The organism is Streptomyces sp. NPDC002133 (assembly GCF_040296405.1).
GTDB lineage: Bacteria > Actinomycetota > Actinomycetes > Streptomycetales > Streptomycetaceae > Streptomyces.
On the sequence record NZ_JBEOXF010000002.1, the window covers coordinates 340,892 to 363,068 of the forward strand.

Below are 22,177 nucleotides of genomic sequence, written 5' to 3' on the forward strand. Positions count from 1 at the left end.
AAGAAGACGCTCGGTCCCGCGACCGCCAAGGTCATGGCCGAGAATCTCGACCTGCACACCGTCGGTGATCTGCTCCATCACTACCCGCGACGGTACGAGGAGCGGGGCCAGCTCACCCGGCTCGCTGAACTGCCGCTCGACGAGCACGTCACGGTCGTCGCACAGGTCGCGGACGCTCGCGTGCTCACGTTCAACGCCGGGCGCGGGCAGCGGCTGGAGATCACCATCACCGACGGCAGCGGCCGGCTCCAGCTCGTCTTCTTCGGCCGCGGCATCCACAAGCCGCACAAGGACCTGCTGCCCGGCAGCCGCGCGATGTTCGCCGGCAAGGTGTCCATGTTCAACCGCAAGTTGCAGCTCGCCCACCCGACCTACGAGCGGCTGGACGCGGACAGCGGCGAGGGCGCGGTCAGCGCGTTCGCGGGGAAGCTCATCCCGATCTATCCGGCCTGCAAGGGGCTGGAGTCGTGGAAGATCGCCAAGGCCGTCGACGCGGTCCTTCCGCAGGCCCACGAGGCCGTCGACCCGCTGCCGCCCGCGCAGCGCGAAGGCCGGGGTTTCGTCTCCCTCCCGGAGGCGCTGCTCAAGATTCACCGTCCGCAGACCAAGGCCGACGTCGAGGACGCCAGGCAGCGTCTGAAGTGGGACGAGGCGTTCGTCCTCCAAGTCGCCCTCGCCCGGCGGCGCTACGCGGACACGCAGCTGCCCGCGGCCGCTCGCAGACCCGTCCCCGACGGCCTGCTCGACGCTTTCGACGCCCGGCTGCCGTTCACGCTCACCGAGGGCCAGCAGAAGGTGTCCGCGGAGATCTTCGGGGACCTCGCCACCGAGCACCCGATGCACCGGCTGCTCCAGGGCGAGGTCGGCTCCGGAAAGACCATGGTCGCCCTGCGGGCCATGCTCACCGTGGTCGACGCGGGCGGCCAGGCCGCCATGCTCGCGCCCACCGAAGTCCTCGCCCAGCAGCATCACCGCTCGATCGTCGAGATGATGGGCGACCTCGCCGAGGGCGGCATGCTCGGCGGCGCCGAGCATGCGACCAAGGTCGTGCTTCTCACCGGCTCCATGGGCGCCGCCGCCCGCCGTCAGGCCCTGCTCGACCTGGTCACCGGCGAGGCCGGGGTGGTCATCGGCACCCATGCGCTGATCGAGGACAAGGTGCAGTTCCACGACCTGGGTCTGGTCGTCGTCGACGAGCAGCACCGCTTCGGCGTGGAGCAGCGCGACGCCCTCCGGGGCAAGGGCAAGCAGCCCCCGCATCTGCTGGTCATGACCGCCACGCCCATTCCGCGCACGGTCGCCATGACGGTCTTCGGGGATCTGGAGACCTCCGTACTGGACCAGCTGCCGGCCGGACGCTCTCCGATCGCCACCCATGTGGTCCCGGCCGCCGACAAGCCCCATTTCCTGGCGCGGGCCTGGGAGCGCGTGCGTGAGGAGGCCGAGGGCGGTCACCAGGCGTACGTCGTGTGTCCTCGCATCGGCGACGATCAGGACGAGCCGGGCAAGAAGTCCGCGGAGGACGAGGCCGAGAAGCGGCCTCCGCTCGCCGTCCTGGACGTCGCCCAGCAGCTCACGGCCGGCCCGCTGCAGGGCCTGCGGGTGGAGGTGCTGCACGGCAGGATGCCGCCTGACGACAAGGACGACGTCATGCGCCGCTTCGCCGCAGGCGACGTGGACGTGCTGGTGGCCACCACGGTCATCGAGGTCGGTGTGAACGTGCCGAACGCGACCGCGATGGTGATCATGGACGCCGACCGCTTCGGCGTCTCCCAGCTGCACCAGCTGCGCGGCCGCGTCGGGCGCGGCTCGGCCCCCGGACTGTGCCTGCTCGTCACCGAGATGCCGGAGGCGAGCCCCGCCCGGGCCCGGCTCGGCGCGGTCGCCGCCACGCTCGACGGCTTCGAGCTGTCCCGTATCGACCTCGAACAGCGCAGGGAGGGCGATGTGCTGGGCCAGGCCCAGTCCGGCGTCCGCTCCTCGCTGCGGGTCCTCGCGGTCATCGACGACGAGGAGGTCATCGCCGCGGCCCGCGAGGAGGCCGTCGCGGTCGTCACCGCGGACCCGGAACTGGAGGGGCTGCCGGAGCTGCGCACCGCACTGGACGCGCTGCTCGACAAGGACCGCGAGCAGTATCTGGACAAGGGCTGACCTCCTGCCGCGGATATCGTGGAGGTGACCGGACCGAACAGCGCCCAGAAGGACTCAGATGACCCGCGTGATCGCCGGCGCGGCCGGCGGACGCCGCCTGGCCGTGCCGCCGGGCAACGGCACCCGCCCCACCTCCGACCGGGCGCGCGAGGGGCTGTTCTCCACCTGGGAGTCGCTGCTCGGCACGCTGCAGGGCATCCGGGTGGCCGACCTGTACGCGGGCTCCGGAGCCGTCGGCCTGGAGGCACTGTCGCGCGGCGCGTCCCATGCGCTCCTCGTCGAGGCCGACGGCCGCGCCGCGCGCACCGTCAGGGAGAACGTGCGGACGCTCGCCCTGCCCGGCGCCGAGGTCCGCACCGGCCGGGCCGAGCAGATCGTCCAGGGACCGGCGCCGGAGGCACCGTACGACATCGTGTTCCTGGACCCGCCGTACGCCGTCACGGACGACGATCTCCGGGAGATTCTCCTCACACTCCGCACACAGGGCTGGCTCGCCGACGATGCCCTCGTCACCGTGGAGCGCAGCACCAGAGGCGGGGAGTTCGTCTGGCCGACGGGCATCGAGCCACTGCGGGCCCGTCGCTACGGCGAAGGAACGCTTTGGTACGGTCGCGCCGCCTCTACGTGCGAAGACGCACCATGACCGGACCGGAGAGCGAGGGACTTCAGTTGCGCCGCGCCGTCTGTCCGGGGTCGTTCGACCCCATCACCAATGGACATCTCGACATCATCGCCCGCGCCTCCAAGCTGTACGACGTCGTGCACGTCGTGGTGATGATCAACCAGGCCAAGAAGGGCCTGTTCACGGTGGAGGAGCGGATCGAGCTGATCCGCGAGGTCACCGCGGAGTACGGGAACGTCGAGGTGGAGGCCTACCACGGCCTGCTCGTCGACTACTGCAAGGAACGGGACATCCCCGCCATCGTCAAGGGCCTGCGCGCCGTCAGCGACTTCGACTACGAGCTGCAGATGGCCCAGATGAACAACGGCCTGTCGGGCGTCGAGACGCTGTTCGTGCCCACCAGCCCGACCTACAGCTTCCTGTCGTCCTCCCTGGTCAAGGAGGTCGCGGCGTGGGGAGGCGACGTGTCCCACCTGGTGCCGCCGCCGGTCCTCGCGGCCCTGACCGACCGGCTTCCGAAGAAGTGACCGGGGAAGTGACGCCGGACGGCGGGTCGGACGCCGCGCCGGACGTCACGTCCTGACAGACCGTCACCCGGTGTCCGGGGATGCCCCCATGCCCCCAGGGCATTGGGGGAGAGCGCCGACTGCCCGTACAGTCGTCCCGTCCGTCTCCAAATCGGCTGTAGTGACTGTAGAGAGTGGCGAGCACACGGTGGACGTGCAGAAGAAGCTCGACGAGATCGTCGAGGCGGTCGGGAACGCCCGGTCCATGCCCATGTCGGCCTCCTGCGTGGTCAACCGCGCCGACCTGCTCGCGATGCTCGAAGAAGTGCGGCAGGCCCTGCCCGGCTCGCTCGCCCAGGCACAGGAGCTGATCGGCGGGCGGGAGCAGCTGGTCGAGCAGGCCCGCCAGGAGGCCGAGCGGATCATCGAGGCCGCCCATTCCGAGCGCGGCTCGCTGATCTCCGGCACCCAGATCGCCCGGCAGTCCCAGGAGGAGGCCGACCGCATCCTTGCCGAGGCCCGCCGTGAGGCCGAGGAGATCCGCGCCGAGGCCGACGACTACGTCGACTCCAAGCTCGCGAACTTCGAGGTCGTGCTCAACAAGACCATCGGCTCCGTCGACCGCGGTCGCGAGAAGCTGCTCGGCCGGGGCCCCGGCCTGGACGAGCACGGATACATCGACCCCGCCGAGGACGACGCCCCCGAGTACAGCGCCGACCCGCAGATACTGATCCAGCGGGCCGACGAGTACGTCGACGCCAAGCTGGGCGCCTTCGAGGCGGTGCTCTCCAAGACGCTCGAGGCCGTGGGCCGAGGCCGGCAGAAGCTGCACGGCCGCATCGCCACCGACGACCTCGGCGCGCACATGGCCGCCCAGGACGCGGCCGGGATGCAGCACACGAGCGACGCGGACTATCTCGCAGGGCTGGCGGAGCTGGCCGACCCGGAGCCCCAGGCCCAGCCGCAGCTCCAGGTGCAGCACGCCCAGCACGCCCAGCAGGCTCAGCACGCCCAGCAGGCTCAGCAGGTCCCGGCTCACGCGGATCCGTACGCGTACCAGCAGCAGGACGTGTACGCGTACCAGCAGGACCCGTACGCGTACCAGCAGCAGGGGTACGAGCAGGGCTACGCCTACCAGCAGCAGGACCCGTACGCGTACCAGCAGCAGCCCCAGCACCAGGCCCAGCAGCCCCAGGTGCAGACGCAGCAGCAGCCGCAGCTCGACGAGACCAGCTTCTTCGACACGAGCATGATCGACATGGAGCAGCTGCGCCGCTACGAGCAGGGCCGCTGATCCGGTACGGACCGGATTGGGCCTTCAGCGAACGGTCCAGTATCCTGGCTCTTCGGTCGCGCGTGCGCCGCAGCCGATGCTGCGCTGATATCGCGGCCCCCACACGATCCGAAAGCAGGAAGTGCCCTGAACGCCCGCCTCGACCACCGTGACCCCCTCGTGTTCGACACGCACGAGCTGGGTCGGCGGCCCGGCGCGCTCCAGCGGCTCTCCCGCTCGGTCGCGGCCCCCAAGGACTTCGGTATCGAAGGGGTCATCGGTGTGCCCGAGGGCGCGCCCGTGGAGCTGGAGCTCCGCCTCGAGTCGGTCATGGAAGGTGTGCTCGTCACAGGCACCGCCCGTGCCACGGCCGAGGGGGAGTGCGTAAGGTGTCTGGAGCCGCTGCGCCAGGAGGTTGCGGCGGACTTCCAGGAGATGTTCTCGTACCCTGACGCCGACGACCGGGGCCGCCCCAAGGCGGAACCCGTCGACGACGCCGAGGACGACGAGGACAGGCTCTTCCTCGAGGACGGCTTGCTCGGCCTCGAACCCGTGCTGCGGGATGCGGTGGTGCTCGCACTGCCGATGCAGCCGGTGTGCCGGGAGGACTGTGAAGGCCTGTGTCCCGAATGCGGGATCAACCTGAACGACGAACCGGGCCACCGTCACGACGCCGTCGACATCCGTTGGGCGGCACTGCAGGGACTCGCCGGTTCGCTGGGAACCGGTGAGAAGGACAACATGAGCGGCGCCGAAGCGGGCGTCGACGAGAAGCAGGAGAAGTAGCCGTGGCTGTTCCGAAGCGGAAGATGTCGCGCAGCAACACGCGCCACCGCCGGTCGCAGTGGAAGGCTGCGGTCCCCACCCTGGTTTCGTGTGAGCGTTGCCAGGAGCCGAAGCTGCAGCACATCGCGTGCCCGAGCTGCGGCACCTACAACAAGCGCCAGGTCCTCGAGGTCTGAGCGGCTGGTGAGAGGCTCCATGTCTGACGCCGGCAACAGTAAGCAGGCAGACAACGCAAGCGCAGCCTCGTCCCACACGCTTCTGGAAGGGCGGCTCGGCTATCCGGTCGAGTCCGCCCTTCTGGTGCGTGCGCTGACCCACCGTTCGTACGCGTACGAGAACGGCGGCCTGCCCACCAACGAGCGGCTCGAGTTCCTCGGGGACTCGGTGCTCGGACTGGTGGTCACGGACACGCTCTACCGCACCCACCCCGACCTGCCCGAAGGCCAGCTGGCCAAGCTGCGGGCCGCGGTGGTCAACTCGCGTGCGCTGGCGGAGGTCGGGCGCGGCCTCGACCTGGGCTCCTTCATCCGGCTGGGCCGGGGCGAAGAGGGCACGGGCGGCCGGGACAAGGCGTCCATCCTCGCCGACACCCTTGAAGCGGTGATCGGCGCGGTCTATCTCGACCAGGGCCTCGACGCGGCGGCCGAGCTGGTTCACCGGCTCTTCGACCCGCTGATCGAGAAGTCCTCGAACCTCGGTGCCGGCCTGGACTGGAAGACCAGTCTCCAGGAGCTGACCGCTGCCGAGGGGCTCGGTGTGCCGGAGTACCTGGTCACCGAGACCGGTCCGGACCACGAGAAGACCTTTACTGCTGCTGCCCGCGTCGGTGGTGTCTCGTACGGCACCGGCACCGGCCGCAGCAAGAAGGAAGCGGAGCAGCAGGCTGCCGAGTCCGCGTGGCGCGCGATCCGCGCGGCCGCGGACGAACGCGCCGCGGCGGCGAAGGCCGCCGCTCTCGAGGCCGAAGGGGCCGCCGACACCCCTTCGTCTCAGGCGACGGCCTGACGCCACCTCGCTTCCAGCCCCCCGCTGCGCTGTGCGCGGCGGGGGTTTCTTTTCCCGCCTTCCGTTCTCCCGGGCCGAGGGCTCCCGGGGCGTGTCCCGTGCCGGACACCGGACCGGGGTGTCCGTCCTCGGACGCCGGACGGGCTCAGGTGAGCCGCGCCGCAGGCGCCGCCCAGCCCCCGGCGCCGCCCAGCACGCCGCCCCCGGGGCCGGAAGCGGGGAGGCCCGGAGGTAGGCTGCGGGCGTCGTACCGTAGCTCCTCCGGAGGAGACCCGTGCCCGAGTTGCCCGAGGTTGAAGTCGTGCGGCGGGGCCTCGAGGCCTGGGTCGCGGGGCGGGTCGTCGCGGAGGTCGAGGTGCTGCACCCTCGGGCCGTCAGGCGGCACCTCGGAGGCGGAACGGACTTCGCCGCGCGGCTCAAGGGCCATCGGGTCGGGCCGGCACAGCGCCGGGGCAAGTACCTCTGGCTGCCGCTGGAGGACAGCGGCGCCGCGGTGCTCGGGCATCTGGGCATGAGCGGACAGCTGCTCGTCCAGCCCGAAGCGGCCGCCGACGAGAAGCATCTGCGGATCCGGGTCCGGTTCGCCGACGATCTCGGCACCGAGCTCCGGTTCGTCGACCAGCGCACCTTCGGTGGCCTGTCGGTGCACGACACCACCCCCGACGGTCTCCCCGAGGCCATCGCGCACATCGCGCGGGACCCGCTCGACCCCGAGTTCGACGACGAGGTGTTCGTCACCGCACTGCGCCTGCGCCGCACGACCGTCAAGCGTGCCCTGCTCGACCAGTCGCTCATCAGCGGGGTCGGCAACATCTACGCCGACGAGGCCCTGTGGCGCGCGAAGCTGCACTACGACCGGCCGACGGCGACGCTGCCCCGGCCCCGGGCCGCCGAGCTCCTGGGGCATGTCCGGGACGTCATGAACGCCGCCCTCGCCGCCGGCGGCACCAGTTTCGACAGTCTCTACGTCAATGTGAACGGCGAATCGGGGTACTTCGACCGCTCCCTGGACGCGTACGGCCGCGAGGGGGAGCCGTGCCGCCGCTGCGGCACACTGATGCGCCGGCGCCCCTGGATGAACCGGTCGAGCTACTTCTGCCCGCGCTGTCAGCGTCCGCCGCGCGCCGCCTCGTCCGCCGTGCGCGCCGCGTCGTAACGCTCGCGCGCCGTCAGCACCTCGGGCATCCGGTTCTCCACGAGCCGGATCAGGCCGCGCAGCCGCTCGGCGACGTCCCGCCCGAGCGGCGTCAGCTCGTAGTCGACGCGGGGCGGATTCGTCGGCTGGGCCTCGCGATGCACCAGCCCGTCCCGCTCCAGGGCCTGCAGTGTCTGCGAGAGCATCTTCTCGCTGACGCCGTCGACACGCCGCCGCAGTTGGTTGAAGCGGAAACCGGACTCGGACAGGGCGCCCAGCGTCAGGATGCCCCAGCGCCCGGTCACATGCTCCAGCGTGCGGCGCGACGGACACTGGCGGTCGAACACGTCGAAGGCGAGGTCGCTGTCCACGACAGCAACCATACGCCTGCGCTAACCAGCAGTTAGTGCTTGCGGGGACGAAGCCCTGGAAGAGGGCGAAGTCCTGGAAACCGAAGTCCTGGAAACCGAAGCCCTGGAAACCGAAGTCCTAGAAACCGAAGTCCTGGGTCCACCACGGACCGCCGTCCGCGAAGTACACACCCACGCCCATCGTCCTGTAGTCGCAGTTGAGGATGTTCGCGCGGTGGCCGTCGCTGTTCATCCACGACCGCATCACGGTCTCCGCGTCGGCCTGCCCGCGGGCTATGTTCTCCGCGGCCATCCCGGTGATCCCGGCCTGTGCCGCCCGGTCCCACGGGGTGTCGCCGTCCAGGTCGGTGTGGTCGAAGAAGCCACGCGTCGCCATGTCCGCGCTGAAGGCACCTGCGAGCGACGCCAGCGACGCATTCGCGCGCACCGGGCTGCAGCCCACCTTCGCGCGCTCCTCGTTCACCAACTGCAGCACCGCGGCCTCCGCCGCGTTCGCGCCGGTCGGCGCCTTGGACCTGGGCGGCTTCGGCGGGGCTGCCGGGGCCCTGCGCTCCGGAGCCTCGGTCTTCTGCTGCACCGGCTTCTCCGGCGCCTTCTTCTCCGGGGCGGCCGGCTTCGTCGTCTCGGGCGCCTTCGTCTTCGGCTGCGACGGCGTCGCGGACGTCTTGCCGGACGTCGAGGAGGCGCCCTGCGACGCGGCCTCGCCACTCACGGGTGCCGAGGGGCGGCCCGACGGCGTTGCGGAGGCGCCGCCCTGGGCGCTCAGCTGCCCGGAGGCCGACTCGCGCACCTGCTGACCGCTGGTGCTCTCGCCCATGACGAACTTCTCGCCGCCCGGCAGCAGACCGGAAGCCACGGCCACGGCGCCCACCGCCATGGCGGCGGAGACTCCGAGCAATCCGGTACGTACGGGCACTGCAGCCCGCTTCTTCCGGCGGTGGCGTCCCATCCGCTCCCCTTCTCTACTCGACTTCACAAATCCGACAGGGAGGACTCACCCGAACGAGTGAGGCCCATTGCGTCGCGACTGTACGCGAAGAGGCGCGAGGGCGATGTGAGACGAAAACAATTGGTCGGTTAGCTTGCGCGCATGAATGAACATGCACGGCTCACCGCCTGGGTGCGCGGCCGAGTACAAGGAGTGGGATTCCGCTGGTTCACCAGGGCAAATGCTCTGGAGATCGGTTGCCTCCACGGCTTCGCCCTCAATCTCGACGACGGCAGAGTGCAAGTTGTGGCGGAGGGGCCACGTGAGAATTGCCACCGTCTGCTGGACTGGCTCCGCTCGTCCGACACGCCCGGCAAGGTTGACGGAGTCACCGAGATCTGGGGCACTCCGCGCGGCGGCTACGACGGGTTCGCGATCCGCTGAGCGAGGTGTCGGAAAGCAGCCCGGCGGACGACCACACGGTGTGTTCAGATGACTGCCGAAAGCGCATGTGTTCGATGGAAACGGCCAGGTGGTTGCCAATAACGGCTCTGCCGTGCCAGGCTGCCGACTTAAGGATGATCTCCACGCCCCCAGGGCCCCGCTGGAGCGCCGCTGCCGTGATGTCGACGGCCGTGAGACCCCGGGCCGTCCGTCTTGCGGGGCGTGATCGTGTTGACCGTCAAACTTTTTGGTGAGACGCTGGAAGCCCCGCGCACCTCAGCTGTTTGGCAGTACGAACCGCAGTGATCACCAGCGCTGCCAGGCACCGCGGGTGCGAATCCCTCACGACCCACACCGCATCGGTCGGTCACTCAGTGTGGAGGACCATCCATCATGGCAAAGGCGCTTCTCGGTTACGTCGGCGGTTCTGACCCGCGACTCCTCGCCGAGATGCGACGGCTTCAGCAGCGCGTACAGGACCTGGAGTCCGAGCTCGTACGGATCCAGTCCGAGAACGACGCGCTGAGTGCCGCCGCACAGCACCATGGCGAGTCGCTGCTCGAAGGCATCGACATCGACGTACCCAAGGGCGAGCCGGCGCTCACCTGATACCAGCCCGTAAGGATCAGGTGAGAAACACTCTCGCAAGGTAGGTATGCAAGGGACGCTTCGGCGTCCCTTCTTTCTTTCCTCTCCCCTTTGTCTCCCCCGGTGTCGGGCTGCGTTTACCGTGCTTTACCGTCTGATGTGCCCTGCACCTTCATAGGTGAAACCGAGACCGAAAGGTAGAGTCCTCGGGCGTGCACCTCAAGGCCCTGACCCTGCGTGGGTTCAAATCCTTCGCGTCCGCCACGACGCTGCGTTTCGAGCCCGGCATCACGTGTGTCGTGGGGCCGAACGGCTCAGGCAAGTCCAATGTGGTGGACGCGTTGTCGTGGGTCATGGGAGAGCAGGGCGCGAAGTCCCTGCGCGGCGGCAAGATGGAGGACGTCATCTTCGCCGGGACGACCGGGCGGCCGCCGCTCGGCCGCGCCGAGGTGTCCCTCACGATCGACAACTCCGACGGTGCGCTGCCCATCGAGTACGCCGAAGTCACCATTACGCGGATCATGTTCCGCAACGGCGGCAGCGAATACCAGATCAATGGTGACACCTGCCGCTTGCTGGACATTCAGGAACTGCTCTCCGACTCGGGTATCGGGCGGGAGATGCACGTCATCGTCGGGCAGGGACAGCTCGACTCGGTCCTGCACGCAGATCCGATGGGCCGGCGGGCATTCATCGAGGAGGCGGCCGGCGTCCTCAAGCACCGCAAGCGGAAAGAGAAGGCGCTGCGGAAGCTGGACGCGATGCAGGCGAACCTCGCACGCGTCCAGGACCTGACCGACGAGCTGCGGCGGCAGCTCAAGCCGCTGGGACGTCAGGCCGCGGTGGCGCGGCGGGCCGCCGTCATCCAGGCGGATCTGCGCGATGCCCGGCTGCGGCTGCTCGCCGACGATCTCGTACGGATGCGGGAGGCGCTGAAGTCGGAGATCGCCGACGAGGCCGCGCTGAAACAGCGCAAGGAGTCCGCGGAGGCGGAGCTACGGGCGGCTCAGTCGCGCGAGGCGGACCTCGAGGACGAGGTGCGGCGGCTGGCGCCGCGGCTGCAGCGGGCACAGCAGACCTGGTACGAACTGTCGCAGCTGGCCGAGCGGGTGCGGGGCACGGTGTCGCTGGCCGACGCCAGGGTCAAGAGTGCGACGTCGGCGCCCACGGAGGAGCGGCGCGGTCGGGACCCCGAGGACATGGAGCGCGAGGCCGCCCGGATCCGTGAGCAGGAGGAGGAGCTGGAGGCCGCGTTGGAGGCGGCCGAGCGCGCGCTGGAGGACACCGTCGCGCACCGCGCCGAACTGGAGCGCGAGCTCGCCGGCGAGGAACGCCGGCTGAAGGATGTCGCACGGGCGATCGCCGACCGCCGCGAGGGTCTCGCACGGCTGAACGGGCAGGTCAACGCGGCCCGTTCGCGCGCGGCCTCGGCCCAGGCGGAGATCGGCCGGCTGGCCGCCACCCGCGACGAGGCGCACGAGCGGGCGACCGCGGCACAGGAGGAGTACGAGCAGCTCAAGGCCGAGGTCGACGGACTGGACGCGGACGACTCGGCCCTGGCGGACCAGCACGACGCGGCCAAGCGTGAACTGGCGGAGGCGGAGACGGCATTGTCCGCCTCCCGCGAGGCGGCCACCGCGGCGGAGCGCAAGCGCGCGGCCCTCGCCGCCCGCCACGAGGCGCTCGCCCAGGGCCTGCGCCGGAAGGACGGCACCGGCGCACTGCTCTCGGCCAGGGACACGCTCTCCGGCCTCCTGGGCCCGGCCGCCGAGCTTCTGACGGTGACTCCCGGCTACGAGATCCCGGTCGCGGCGGCACTCGGGGCGGCCGCGGACGCGATCGCGGTACGCGACCCCGCCACCGCGGCGGAGGCGATCCGCCTGCTGCGCAAGCAGGACGCGGGGCGCGCGTCGCTGCTGCTGTCCGTGCCCGCGCAGGGCACGGCGGCCGCTCCCGCACCCGACGACTCCGGCGCCCCGTCGGTGGGCGCGCCCGGCCCGGTTTCCGCCGCCCCGGCGAACGACGTCGTTGCGAGGGCGTCGGCGCACGGGCCCGCCGCAACCGGTGGCGTCCCGCACCCCGGTACGGCCTCCAGCGGTGGGAGCGGCCAGGTGCCCGGCATAGGCGCCCCGCGTGGCGAGGCCGGTACGCAGGGCCGAGCCCCTCGCGTCGTCGACCTGGTGCGTGGGCCGCGCGACTTGATGCCTGCCGTGGAGCGGCTGGTGCGGGACATGGTGGTCGTCGGGACCCTGGAGGACGCGGAGGATCTCGTCCAGGCCCGGCCCGGGGTGACCGCCGTCACCGCCGAAGGGGATGTGCTGGGCGCGCACTTCGCGCACGGCGGGTCGGCCGGGGCGCCCAGTCTCCTGGAGGTGCAGGCGGCCGTCGACGAGGCCGCGGCGCAGCTCGATCAGCTGGCCGTGCGGTGCGAGGAGCTGGCCGGGCAGCAGCAGGAGGCCGCGGTACGGCGCACGGAGTGCGGGCGACTCGTCGAGGAGTTGGGGGAGCGGCGCCGGGCGGCCGAGAAGGAGAAGGCCGGGGTCGCCCAGCAACTGGGACGGCTCGCCGGGCAGGCGCGCGGCGCCGCCGGGGAGGCCGAGCGGACGGCAGCGGCGGCCGCGCGCGCCCAGGAGGCGCTGGAGAAGGCGCTGTACGAGGCCGAGGAGCTCGCCGAGCGGCTCGCCGTCGCCGAGGAGACCCCGGTCGAGGACGAGCCCGACACATCCGTACGGGACCGCCTCGCGGCCGACGGTGCCAACGCCCGCCAGACCGAGATGGAGGCCCGCCTCCAGGTCCGTACCCACGAGGAGCGCGTCAAAGGGCTCGCCGGCCGCGCCGACGCGCTCGACCGCGGGGCGCGCGCCGAGCGTGAGGCAAGGGCACGCGCCGAGCAGCGCCGCGCCCGGCTCCGCCACGAGGCCGCGGTCGCCGAGGCCGTGGCCCATGGCGCCCGCCGGCTCCTCGCGCATGTCGAGGTCTCCGTCGTCCGCGCCGAGCAGGAGCGCGCCGCGGCCGAGGCTGCCAAGTCGGCCCGCGAGCAGGAGCTGGCCGCCGCCCGGACCGAGGGCCGCGAGCTCAAGAACGAGCTCGACAAGCTCACCGACTCCGTTCACCGCGGCGAGGTGCTGGGTGCCGAGAAGCGGCTGCGCATCGAGCAGCTGGAGACCAAGGCCCTGGAGGAGCTCGGCGTCGAGCCCGCGGGCCTCGTGTCCGAGTACGGCCCCGACCAGCTCGTGCCGCCGTCGCTGCCCGCGGAGGGCGAGGAGCTCCCCGAGGACCCGGAGCATCCGCGCAACCAGCCGCGGCCCTTCGTACGCGCCGAGCAGGAGAAGCGGCTCAAGTCCGCCGAAAGGGCGTACCAGCAGCTCGGAAAGGTGAATCCGCTTGCCCTCGAGGAGTTCGCGGCGCTGGAGGAACGCCACAAGTTCCTCTCCGAGCAGCTCGAAGACCTGAAGAAGACCCGCGCCGATCTCCTGCAGGTCGTCAGGGAGGTCGACGAGCGCGTCGAGCAGGTCTTCACGGAGGCGTACCGGGACACCGCACGCGAGTTCGAGGGTGTCTTCTCCCGCCTCTTCCCCGGCGGCGAGGGACGGCTCATCCTGACCGACCCCGAGAACATGCTCACCACGGGCGTCGACGTCGAGGCCCGCCCGCCGGGCAAGAAGGTCAAGCGCCTGTCGTTGCTGTCGGGCGGCGAGCGGTCGCTGACCGCGGTGGCCATGCTGGTGTCGATCTTCAAGGCCAGGCCCAGTCCCTTCTACGTCATGGACGAGGTCGAGGCGGCCCTGGACGACACCAACCTCCAGCGGCTGATCCGGATCATGCAGGAGCTCCAGGAGAGCTCCCAGCTGATCGTCATCACGCACCAGAAGCGGACGATGGAGGTCGCCGACGCGCTGTACGGGGTGTCCATGCAGGGCGACGGCGTCTCGAAGGTCATCAGCCAGCGACTTCGCTGAGCGCGGGCGCCGTATCTCCATCAGATCTTCAATACTTGAACTAAAAGTGCCACGATGAGCTGCTCTCGCAGCCCGAACCCCTGAATTGGCTTCGAAACTTGAAGGCATAGTCTCTGCGGCGTTGTTTTTACCTTCAGGTGGTGGGCGGCCTGATCTTGTGCGCCACTTGAAGGGCTCGCCCCACGACGTCCGGCGCCGCTGCCGGGCGGTCCCAGGAGTTCACGTGACCAGCACACCGCAGGCGCAGATGCCCGAAGGCCGTAAGGCCAGGCCGGAGCATCTCAGCCATGTCATCTTCATCGCGGCAGCGGCCGCGATGGGAGGCTTTCTCTTCGGCTACGACAGCGCGGTGATCAATGGAGCCGTCGTGGCGATCCGCGACCGCTTCGACGTCGGTTCCGAGGCCCTGGCCCAGGTCATCGCCGCCGCGCTGATCGGCTGTGCCATCGGGGCGGCCACCGCCGGCCGGATCGCCGACCGGATCGGCCGGATCCGCGTCATGCAGATCGCCTCCGTGCTCTTCACCGCCAGCGCGCTCGGCTCGGCGCTGCCGTTCGCCCTCTGGGACCTCGCCATGTGGCGCGTCATCGGCGGCATCGCCATCGGCATGGCCTCGGTCATCGCCCCGGCCTACATCGCCGAGGTCTCCCCGTCCGCGTACCGCGGCCGTCTCGCCTCCTTCCAGCAGGCGGCCATCGTCACGGGCATCGCCATCTCTCAGCTGGTCAACTGGGGCGTCCTCAACCTCGCCGACGGTGACCAGCGCGGCAAGGTCGGCGGTCTCGAGGCCTGGCAGTGGATGCTCGGCATCATGGTGATCCCGGCAGTGCTCTACGGACTGCTGTCCTTCGTCATCCCCGAGTCGCCCCGCTACCTGATCTCCGCCGGCCGGTACGACCAGGCGCGCAAGGTGCTCCGCGACGTCGAGGGCAAGGACGTCAACCTCGACACCCGGGTCGCCGAGATCGAGCAGAACATGCGGCACGAGGTGCAGCCCTCGTTCAAGGACCTCCTCGGCGGCAGGTTCCTCTTCCTGCCGATCGTCTGGATCGGTATCGGACTGTCGGTCTTCCAGCAGCTCGTCGGCATCAACGTGATCTTCTACTACAGCTCTTCACTGTGGCAGTCGGTCGGCATCAACCCGGAGAGCTCGTTCTTCTACGCGTTCGAGACGTCGATCGTGAACATCATCGGCACGGTGATCGCGATGGTCCTCGTCGACCGGATCGGCCGCAAGCCGCTCGCCCTCATCGGCTCCGTCGGCATGGCGATCTCGCTGGCGCTCGCCGCCTGGGCGTTCTCGTACAAGACCGGAGTCGGCGATCAGGTCTCGCTGCCCAGCCTCCAGGGCACCGTGGCGATCCTCGCCGCCAACTCCTTCGTACTCTTCTTCGCCCTCTCCTGGGGCGTCGTGGTGTGGGTGCTGCTCGGTGAGATGTTCCCGGGCAAGATCCGGGCCGCCGCGCTGGGTGTCGCGGCATCGGCCCAGTGGCTCGCCAACTGGCTGATCACCGTGACCTTCCCGACCCTTTCGGACTGGAACCTGTCGGGCGCCTACGTCATCTACACGGTCTTCGCCGTGCTCTCGATCCCGTTCATCCTCAAATGGGTGCCGGAGACGAAGGGCAAGGCGTTGGAGGAGATGGGCTGATCCCCGCTGCTCCTCTCCTCTCCTCGCCACGGAACTGCCCCGGCTCAGCCCTTGAGCCGGGGCAGTACCTGTTCGCAGAACAGATGGACGCTGCGCCACCCCTCGTCCACCGGCATCCCGCCGCACAGCGGATGCAGTACGAGACTGTCGGCGTCCAACTGCGCGCACTCGTCCGGCGTGAGCACCCGGTACACCCCCTCGGCCCGCAACCCCGCCACCGTCGTCGCCGCCGACTTCACCGCCGAGCGGATGTCCTTCGACTGCCAGGAGGCGTACGTGCGTGCCTCGTGCAGGAAGTGATCCCCGTACCGCGCCCAGGTCTCGTCCGGGTCCTCCGCGATGTGCAGCAGAGGCGTGCTCGCCGCCGGCATCATGCAGAAGCCGTCCGTCCCGTACTCCTCGCGCAGCCGGTGGTAGTACGCCTCCAGCTCCGGCAGATGCGCGCTCGGGAAGAACGGCAGCCCGAGGCGGGCGGCGCGCCGGGCGGCCGGCCTGGACGAGCCACCGACGAGCAGCAGCGGGTGCGGCTGGGTGTACGGGCGGGGCATGACCCGGACCGTACGGCCCCGATGGGTGAACTCCTCGCCGGTCCAGGCCGTGAGGAGCGTGTCCAGGAGCTCGTCCTGGAGCGCGCCGCGGCGTTTCCAGTCGACGCCGTGGGCCGCGTACTCCTCGGGCCGGTAGCCGATGCCCGCGACCGTGACCAGGCGCCCTTTGCTCAGCAGATCCAGTACGGCGATCTCCTCGGCGAGCCGCAGCGGATCGTGCAGCGGGCCGATGATCGCCGAGACGGTGACCGCGATCCTCCGGGTCGCGCCGAAGACCGCGCCCGCCAAGGCGAAGGGGGACGGCAGCCAGTTGTTGGCGGCGCCGTGGTGCTCCTCGGTCTGGATCGTGTCCACGCCGCGGTCGTCGGCGTACGCGGCCATCTCCAGGGCGGCCCGGTAGCGGGCCGCGAGGGACTCGGGAGTCGCCGCGGGTTCGACGAGGTTGAACCGTACGACTGTGAAGGCCATGACGAGACGTCCCCCTCCGCCGGGTGCCGGTAGCGAGGGGGGACGTTAGCTGACGTTGCGTCAGATGGAAACAGTCGCGGGCGTGCGCTCCTGCGCGGGCTGCTCCGCAGGCTCCGCCGCGACGGCCGTGTCCGTGCCCGTCCTTGTGCCCGTGCGTGGCGGTACGGCGTACAGCAGCGCCGCGACGACGATCGTCACGGCCCAGCCCAGACCGTTCGCGCCGACCCAGGACGAGGCCAGCGGGCCCGCGAACCAGTCGACCTTGGTGAAGAGCAGGCCGACGACGAGGGCCACGCCCCAAGCGGTCATCGCCTGCCAGGCGAAGCCGCCCCGGTACCAGTAGGCGCTGGTGCGCGTGGTGTCCATCAGCGCTTCGCCGTCGTACGTGCGGCGGCGCAGCATGTCGACGCCGAAGACGCCGATCCACGCCGAGAACGCCACCGCCAGCAGCGTCAGGAACGAGATGAACGAGCCTATGAAGCTGGTCGCCACCACCATCAGCAGGAAGCCGAAGACGAGCGAGATGACGGCGTTGACGCTGACGGCCCACGCGCGCGGCACCTTGATGCCCAGCGTCTGCGCGGTGAAGCCGGCCGAGTACATCGACATCGAGTTGATCAGCAGCATGCCGATCAGCGCGATCAGCAGATACGGCACCGAGATCCACACGGGCAGCAGCTCGCCGATGAACGAGACCGGGTCCTGGGCCGAGGCCAGGTCCGGCGTGGCCACCGCCATCACCGCACCCATGAGCACCATCGGCAGGACCACGATTCCGGCGCCGCCGACCGTCGAGCCGACCACCGCGCGGCTCGACGCGGTGCGCGGCAGGTACCGGGTGAAGTCCGGGCCCGACGGCACCCAGCTGATGCCGCCCGCCGCGAGGGTGCCGATACCGGCGATCATCATCGCCGTGGAACCGGCGGGCCTGCCGAGGACGGCCGACCAGTCGGTGGTGGCGACGAGGCGGGCGAGCACGAGCACCGAGAAGCCGCCGAAGAGGTAGGTCGACCACTTGCTGCACACGCGCAGCGCGTTGATGCCGAGTCCCGACACCAGGAAGGTCGCGGCGACGAAGACGAGGAGCGTGACGACGATCAGCGCGGTGTTGGGCCGGATGCCGAAGACCAGGTCCAACACGGTCAGCAGCGCATAGGCGCCGGTGACGGCGTTGATGGTTTCCCAGCCCCAGCGGGCCACCCAGATCAGCGAGCCCGGGAAGAGATTGCCGCGCTGGCCGAAGACGGCGCGGGAGAGCGCCATGCCGGGGGAGCCGCCGCGCTTCCCGGCGAGGGAGATCAGTCCGACGATCCCGTAGGAGACGACGGGCGCCGTGACCCCGACGACCAGGACCTGCCAGATGTTGAGTCCGTTGAAGACGATCAGGCCGGCGCCCATGGTCAGCAGCAGCACACTGATGTTCGCGGCGACCCAGGTCGGGAAGAGTTCGCGGACGTGGCCGGTGCGCTCGTCGTCGGGGACGGGTTCGAGGCCACGGATCTCTATCGCGCCTTCGGATTCGGAGGCGTGGGGCATGGAAAGGGCTCCGTACGGGGCGGGGAAACTCAACTATCGTACATTCCACCCAAAAGGTTCAAATCACTGGCGCTTATCTTGTGTGATCCTCCGAGAACGCTTTTCGGTGCCGGGTGTGGCCGATACTGGACGGGTTATGGAATTCGTCATCCTTGCTGTAGTCATCGCTCTGGTCGCGGTCGGCGCGATCACCGGGCTCCTGGTCAGCAGCCGCCGGAAGAAGCAGCTGCCGCCGTCCGCCCCGTCGAGCACGCCGACCATCACCGCTCCGCCCGCCGAGCCGCATGTCGGCGAGGAGGCGGAGGCCCCTCGGGAAGAACCACGCCGCACCATCGAGGAGGTCGACCTCCCCACGGTGGAGGAGGTCGTCGAGGCACCGGTCCCGGTCGAGGACACGGTCGTCGCGGAGCCGGAGGCGCCCGCGATCGAGGTCCCGGAACCGACCGCGGGCCGTCTCGTACGGCTCCGCGCCCGGCTGGCCCGCTCGCAGAACACCCTCGGCAAGGGCCTGCTGACCCTGCTCTCGCGCGAGCACCTCGACGAGGAGACGTGGGAGGAGATCGAGGACACGCTCCTGACCGCGGACGTCGGCGTCGCCCCCACACAGGAGCTGGTCGAGCACCTGCGGGAGCGCGTGAAGGTGCTCGGCACCCGCACGCCCGATGAGCTGCGCGGGCTGCTCCGTGAGGAGCTCGTGCGCCTGCTGGGCCCGGACTTCGACCGCGCGGTGAAGACCGAGGGCGGTCAGGACACCCCGGGCGTGGTGATGGTCGTCGGCGTCAACGGCACCGGCAAGACCACGACGACGGGCAAGCTGGCACGGGTGCTGGTCGCCGACGGGCGCTCGGTCGTGCTGGGTGCGGCGGACACCTTCCGGGCCGCCGCGGCCGATCAGCTCCAGACCTGGGGCGAGCGCGTCGGTGCGCGCACGGTACGCGGGCCGGAGGGCGGCGACCCCGCGTCGATCGCCTTCGACGCGGTCAAGGAGGGTATCGCCGAGGGCGCGGACGTCGTGCTCATCGACACGGCAGGCCGGCTCCACACGAAGACCGGCCTCATGGACGAGCTCGGCAAGGTCAAGCGCGTCGTGGAGAAGCACGGCCCGCTGGACGAGATCCTGCTTGTGCTCGACGCGACGACCGGCCAGAACGGACTGATCCAGGCCCGTGTCTTCGCCGAGGTCGTCGACATCACCGGCATCGTCCTCACCAAGCTCGACGGCACGGCCAAGGGCGGCATCGTCGTCGCGGTCCAGCGTGAACTGGGTGTCCCGGTGAAGCTGGTCGGCCTGGGCGAGGGTCCGGACGACCTGGCGCCCTTCGAGCCCGAGGCGTTCGTGGACGCGCTGATCGGCGACTAGGCCGCGTCAGCGGCTCCGCCCCGGTCCGCTGCGCCCTGACGGGCGCGGGGGCCGGGGCGCCTTACTGGGGCCGGGCCTTTTGCCGGCCCTGAGGCTTCTGGCGGGGCCCGCCCGGCAGGGCCGGGAAGGGGATGGGAGCGGGCAACGCCCGCCGCAGGCGGCCATGGCTCGTGGCCCCGGGCGTCACGTCAGCGCGGACCGGTGGCAGATGTACGCCAGGGTGCCCAGGAGGAGGCGCGCCTGGGGCGGGGGAGACGTGGTGTCCAGCGACGGCGGACGGAGCCAGTACGAGGGCCCGAGGCCCGCGTGGTCGGACGGCGGCGCCGTGATGCAGGTGCCGGGCTCCAGGCAGCGCAGGTCCAGGTCCGCGTCGTCCCAGCCCATGCGGTAGAGCAGCTCGGGAAGCTCGGAGGCCGCACCCGGCGCCACGAAGAACTGCGCGCGCCCCGCCGGTGTCGCGGAGACCGGCCCGAGCGGGAGGCCCATCCGCTCGAGGCGGACCAGCGCACGCCGCCCCACCGCGACCGCCACCTCCAGCACGTCGAACGTGCGCCCCACGGGCAGCAGAATCGCCGCCCCCGGCACCTGCGCCCAGGCCTTCGTCGCGTCGTCGAGCGTCGCTCCCGCCGGCACCTCGGGCGCGAAGTCCAGCGGATGTGCACCAGGCGCCGCACACGCGGGATCCCCGCACGAGCAGCGTCCCGCCGACGCCCTGGCGCCCGGGACGACGTCCCAGCCCCAGAGGCCGGTGTACTCGGCCACCACTGTGCACTCCGTCGCGCGGCCGCGGCGCCGTGAGCCGGTCCGGATCTCCCGGACGCCCCGGCTGCCGCCGATCGTGAAGCCCATGCCCCCTCCAACGGGTTGAACTCGCCGGTGGTTACGACCCGGAGTGGTCCGGTGACGCAGAGTGCCCATTCCTTCCGGTCCGACCCGGACCCGGCGGCGCCCCGCGGCACTCGGGGTGGTGCGTCCCTGTGCGTGCGCCCTGGCGCGCAACGCTCCGCCCACTCCTGCTCGTCGCATGTCAAGTGAATCGCGCCTGGTGGCCGGAGAGTTCATTCGAAGGGGTGGCGAATGGTGGCGTTTTTGCAATCGCCATGGCCGGAGCCGTGATCGTAGGATTACCGTCGGTACACGAACCCTGGAAATCTCTTGCACCGGTGGGTATGCCGGAGGCAAATCGATTTCCCGTTCGATGGGGTGAAAGCTCCCTACGGAGGGCAGCAACTCACGGCATTCTGATACGGGTTCGCGCGACGAAGGCATCATGCGGATGGGGGCATTCCAGTGAGTGGCAGCGGCGCAGACGGTACGGCCACCGGCAAGCGCCCGAACGAGCAGCTGAGCTCGTGGTTCGTGCGCAGCGGCTGGTCGAAGGGCGAGCTCGCACGGCAGGTGAACCGCAGGGCACGCCAGATCGGCGCGCACCACATCAGCACGGACACCTCGCGCGTGCGCCGCTGGCTCGACGGCGAGCAGCCCCGCGAGCCCATCCCGCGCATCCTCTCCGAGCTGTTCTCCGAGCGTTTCGGCAGCGTCGTCGCCATCGAGGACCTCGGACTGCACACGGCCCACCAGTCGCCCTCCGTCTCCGGAGTCGACCTGCCCTGGGCCGGCCCCCAGACCGTCGCCCTGCTCGGCGAGTTCTCCCGCAGCGATCTCATGCTGGCCCGCCGGGGCTTCCTCGGCACCTCGCTCGCGCTCTCCGCGGGCCCCGCCCTCATCGAGCCCATGCAGCGCTGGCTGGTCCCCGGCCCCGCCGCCGAGTCCGGACCGTCCGATTCCGCAGCGGCCGTGCGCCGTCCGTCCCGGCTCTCCAAGCCCGAGCTCGACCTGCTCGAGTCCACCACCGCGATGTTCCGCCAGTGGGACGCACAGTGCGGCGGCGGACTGCGCCGCAAGGCGGTCGTCGGCCAGCTGCACGAAGTGACCGACCTGCTCCAGGAGCCCCAGCCCGAAGCCACCGCCGCGCGGCTCTTCAAGGTCGCCGCCGAGCTGGCCGAGCTGGCAGGCTGGATGAGCTACGACGTGGGCCTGCAGCCCACCGCCCAGAAGTACTTCGTCCTCGCGCTGCACGCCGCCAAGGAGGCCGGCGACAAGCCCCTCGGCTCGTACATCCTCTCGTCCATGAGCCGCCAGATGATCCACCTCGGCCGGCCGGACGACGCCCTGGAGCTCATCCATCTCGCGCAGTACGGCAGCCGCGACTGCGCGACCTCGCGCACCCAGGCGATGCTGTATGCGATGGAGGCCCGCGCGTATGCCAACATGGGCCAGCCCAGCAAGACCAAGCGGGCCGTCCGGATGGCCGAGGACACCTTCGCCGACGCGCTCGAGGCCCACGAGCCCGAGCCCGACTGGATCCGCTTCTTCTCCGAGGCCGAGCTCAACGGGGAGAACGCCCACTCCTACCGCGACCTCGCCTATGTCGCGGGCCGCAGCCCCACGTACGCCTCGCTCGCCGAGCCCGTCATGGAGCGAGCCGTCGACCTCTTCGGCAAGGACGACGAGCACCAGCGCTCGTATGCACTGAACCTGATCGGCATGGCCACGGTGCACCTGCTGAAGCGGGAGCCCGAGCAGTCCACGCAGCTCGCGGAGGAGGCCCTGCACATCGCCAAGCGGGTCCGCTCCGAGCGGGTCAACACCAGGCTGCGCAAGACCGTCGACACGGCGGCCAGGGACTTCGGCGATGTCGCCGAGGTCGTCCGCCTCACCGATCTGCTCACGGCCCGGCTGCCCGAGACCGCCGAGGCGGTCTGACACGGGTCGCCCCCCGAACCCCGGCGCGACGGTCACCCCGAACAGCCCGACTCGGCCCCCCACGCCAGGTCAGTCGGGTG

At 70.5% G+C, this 22,177-nt stretch carries 19 protein-coding genes; 14 read left to right on the plus strand and 5 right to left on the minus strand.

What is annotated here, in order from left to right:
- The first annotated feature begins 33 nt into the window (after positions 1-33).
- The 8 genes from recG (at position 34) to mutM (ending at position 7,499) form a co-directional block, all read left to right on the plus strand.
- Positions 34-2,151 (plus strand): ATP-dependent DNA helicase RecG, encoded by a 2,118-nt coding sequence (gene recG / locus ABT078_RS03955; RefSeq protein ID WP_351223750.1) that lies wholly within the window; start codon positions 34-36, stop codon positions 2,149-2,151.
- Between the two features lie 58 nt (positions 2,152-2,209).
- Positions 2,210-2,794, plus strand: coding sequence for a 16S rRNA (guanine(966)-N(2))-methyltransferase RsmD (rsmD, locus tag ABT078_RS03960; protein ID WP_351223485.1), 585 nt, complete (start codon positions 2,210-2,212; stop codon positions 2,792-2,794).
- Positions 2,791-3,300 (plus strand): pantetheine-phosphate adenylyltransferase, encoded by a 510-nt coding sequence (gene coaD / locus ABT078_RS03965; RefSeq protein ID WP_351223487.1) that lies wholly within the window; start codon positions 2,791-2,793, stop codon positions 3,298-3,300. The genes rsmD and coaD overlap by 4 nt, the downstream gene beginning before the upstream one ends.
- A gap of 187 nt (positions 3,301-3,487) precedes the next feature.
- On the plus strand, positions 3,488-4,573 hold the full coding sequence (locus tag ABT078_RS03970) for a F0F1 ATP synthase subunit B (protein WP_351223752.1): 1,086 nt from the start codon (positions 3,488-3,490) through the stop codon (positions 4,571-4,573).
- Positions 4,574-4,699: 126 nt separating this feature from the next.
- Positions 4,700-5,338 carry a YceD family protein gene (locus ABT078_RS03975; protein ID WP_351223754.1) on the plus strand — a complete coding sequence of 213 codons (639 nt, stop codon included), beginning with the start codon at positions 4,700-4,702 and terminating at the stop codon, positions 5,336-5,338.
- Between the two features lie 2 nt (positions 5,339-5,340).
- A complete protein-coding gene (rpmF, locus tag ABT078_RS03980) occupies positions 5,341-5,514 on the plus strand; it encodes a 50S ribosomal protein L32 (RefSeq protein WP_003965982.1) in 174 nt (57 codons plus the stop codon).
- 19 nt (positions 5,515-5,533) lie between these two features.
- Positions 5,534-6,343 (plus strand): ribonuclease III, encoded by an 810-nt coding sequence (rnc, locus tag ABT078_RS03985; protein ID WP_351223489.1) that lies wholly within the window; start codon positions 5,534-5,536, stop codon positions 6,341-6,343.
- A gap of 274 nt (positions 6,344-6,617) precedes the next feature.
- Positions 6,618-7,499, plus strand: a complete 882-nt coding sequence (gene mutM / locus ABT078_RS03990) for a bifunctional DNA-formamidopyrimidine glycosylase/DNA-(apurinic or apyrimidinic site) lyase (protein WP_351223491.1) — start codon at positions 6,618-6,620, stop codon at positions 7,497-7,499.
- Here mutM and ABT078_RS03995 read toward each other — a convergent pair.
- A complete protein-coding gene (locus ABT078_RS03995) occupies positions 7,451-7,861 on the minus strand; it encodes a winged helix-turn-helix transcriptional regulator (protein WP_351223493.1) in 411 nt (136 codons plus the stop codon). The genes mutM and ABT078_RS03995 overlap by 49 nt on opposite strands.
- Positions 7,862-7,967: 106 nt before the next feature.
- Entirely contained in the window at positions 7,968-8,798 is an 831-nt protein-coding gene (locus ABT078_RS04000; protein WP_502981155.1) for a CAP domain-containing protein, read from the minus strand.
- Between the two features lie 141 nt (positions 8,799-8,939).
- Here ABT078_RS04000 and ABT078_RS04005 point away from each other — a divergent pair, with 141 nt between their 5' ends.
- From ABT078_RS04005 to ABT078_RS04020, 4 genes are all read left to right on the plus strand, one after another.
- Entirely contained in the window at positions 8,940-9,221 is a 282-nt protein-coding gene (locus tag ABT078_RS04005; protein ID WP_351223497.1) for an acylphosphatase, read from the plus strand.
- 393 nt (positions 9,222-9,614) lie between these two features.
- Positions 9,615-9,830, plus strand: a complete 216-nt coding sequence (locus ABT078_RS04010; RefSeq protein WP_266383794.1) for a hypothetical protein — start codon at positions 9,615-9,617, stop codon at positions 9,828-9,830.
- A 191-nt stretch (positions 9,831-10,021) separates the two neighbouring features.
- The gene (locus tag ABT078_RS04015) at positions 10,022-13,768 is read left to right on the plus strand and encodes an SMC hinge domain-related protein (RefSeq protein ID WP_351223499.1); all 3,747 of its coding nucleotides are present in this window, start codon (positions 10,022-10,024) and stop codon (positions 13,766-13,768) included.
- 223 nt (positions 13,769-13,991) lie between these two features.
- Positions 13,992-15,419: a sugar porter family MFS transporter gene (locus tag ABT078_RS04020; protein ID WP_351223501.1), complete on the plus strand. Its 1,428-nt coding sequence runs from the start codon at positions 13,992-13,994 to the stop codon at positions 15,417-15,419.
- Between the two features lie 44 nt (positions 15,420-15,463).
- Here the strand turns inward: ABT078_RS04020 and ABT078_RS04025 are convergent, their stop codons facing one another.
- A complete protein-coding gene (locus tag ABT078_RS04025) occupies positions 15,464-16,435 on the minus strand; it encodes an LLM class flavin-dependent oxidoreductase (protein WP_351223503.1) in 972 nt (323 codons plus the stop codon).
- A gap of 60 nt (positions 16,436-16,495) precedes the next feature.
- Complete coding sequence (locus ABT078_RS04030) at positions 16,496-17,971, minus strand: cytosine permease (protein WP_351223505.1); 1,476 nt, start codon at positions 17,969-17,971, stop codon at positions 16,496-16,498.
- Positions 17,972-18,107: 136 nt separating this feature from the next.
- On the opposite strand from ABT078_RS04030, the gene ftsY reads away from it, so the two are divergent.
- Positions 18,108-19,331, plus strand: a complete 1,224-nt coding sequence (gene ftsY, locus ABT078_RS04035) for a signal recognition particle-docking protein FtsY (protein WP_351223507.1) — start codon at positions 18,108-18,110, stop codon at positions 19,329-19,331.
- Between the two features lie 183 nt (positions 19,332-19,514).
- Here the strand turns inward: ftsY and ABT078_RS04040 are convergent, their stop codons facing one another.
- Complete coding sequence (locus ABT078_RS04040; protein WP_351223509.1) at positions 19,515-20,180, minus strand: bifunctional DNA primase/polymerase; 666 nt, start codon at positions 20,178-20,180, stop codon at positions 19,515-19,517.
- Positions 20,181-20,621: 441 nt separating this feature from the next.
- Here ABT078_RS04040 and nsdA point away from each other — a divergent pair, with 441 nt between their 5' ends.
- Entirely contained in the window at positions 20,622-22,097 is a 1,476-nt protein-coding gene (gene nsdA, locus ABT078_RS04045; RefSeq protein WP_351223510.1) for a transcriptional repressor NsdA, read from the plus strand.
- Positions 22,098-22,177 lie beyond the last annotated feature (80 nt).

Coding starts and splice junctions, on each gene's coding strand:
- coaD (WP_351223487.1), top strand. CDS start 2,791: ATGACCGGACCGGAGAGCGAGGGACTTCAGTTGCGCCGCGCCGTCTGT.
- ABT078_RS04010 (WP_266383794.1), top strand. CDS start 9,615: ATGGCAAAGGCGCTTCTCGGTTACGTCGGCGGTTCTGACCCGCGACTC.
- ftsY (WP_351223507.1), top strand. CDS start 18,108: ATGGAATTCGTCATCCTTGCTGTAGTCATCGCTCTGGTCGCGGTCGGC.
- ABT078_RS04040 (WP_351223509.1), bottom strand. CDS start 20,180: ATGGGCTTCACGATCGGCGGCAGCCGGGGCGTCCGGGAGATCCGGACC.
- rsmD (WP_351223485.1), top strand. CDS start 2,210: ATGACCCGCGTGATCGCCGGCGCGGCCGGCGGACGCCGCCTGGCCGTG.
- ABT078_RS04025 (WP_351223503.1), bottom strand. CDS start 16,435: ATGGCCTTCACAGTCGTACGGTTCAACCTCGTCGAACCCGCGGCGACT.
- ABT078_RS04005 (WP_351223497.1), top strand. CDS start 8,940: ATGAATGAACATGCACGGCTCACCGCCTGGGTGCGCGGCCGAGTACAA.
- ABT078_RS03995 (WP_351223493.1), bottom strand. CDS start 7,861: ATGGTTGCTGTCGTGGACAGCGACCTCGCCTTCGACGTGTTCGACCGC.
- rnc (WP_351223489.1), top strand. CDS start 5,534: ATGTCTGACGCCGGCAACAGTAAGCAGGCAGACAACGCAAGCGCAGCC.
- ABT078_RS04000 (WP_502981155.1), bottom strand. CDS start 8,798: ATGGGACGCCACCGCCGGAAGAAGCGGGCTGCAGTGCCCGTACGTACC.
- recG (WP_351223750.1), top strand. CDS start 34: ATGGCCGAGAATCTCGACCTGCACACCGTCGGTGATCTGCTCCATCAC.
- ABT078_RS04030 (WP_351223505.1), bottom strand. CDS start 17,971: ATGCCCCACGCCTCCGAATCCGAAGGCGCGATAGAGATCCGTGGCCTC.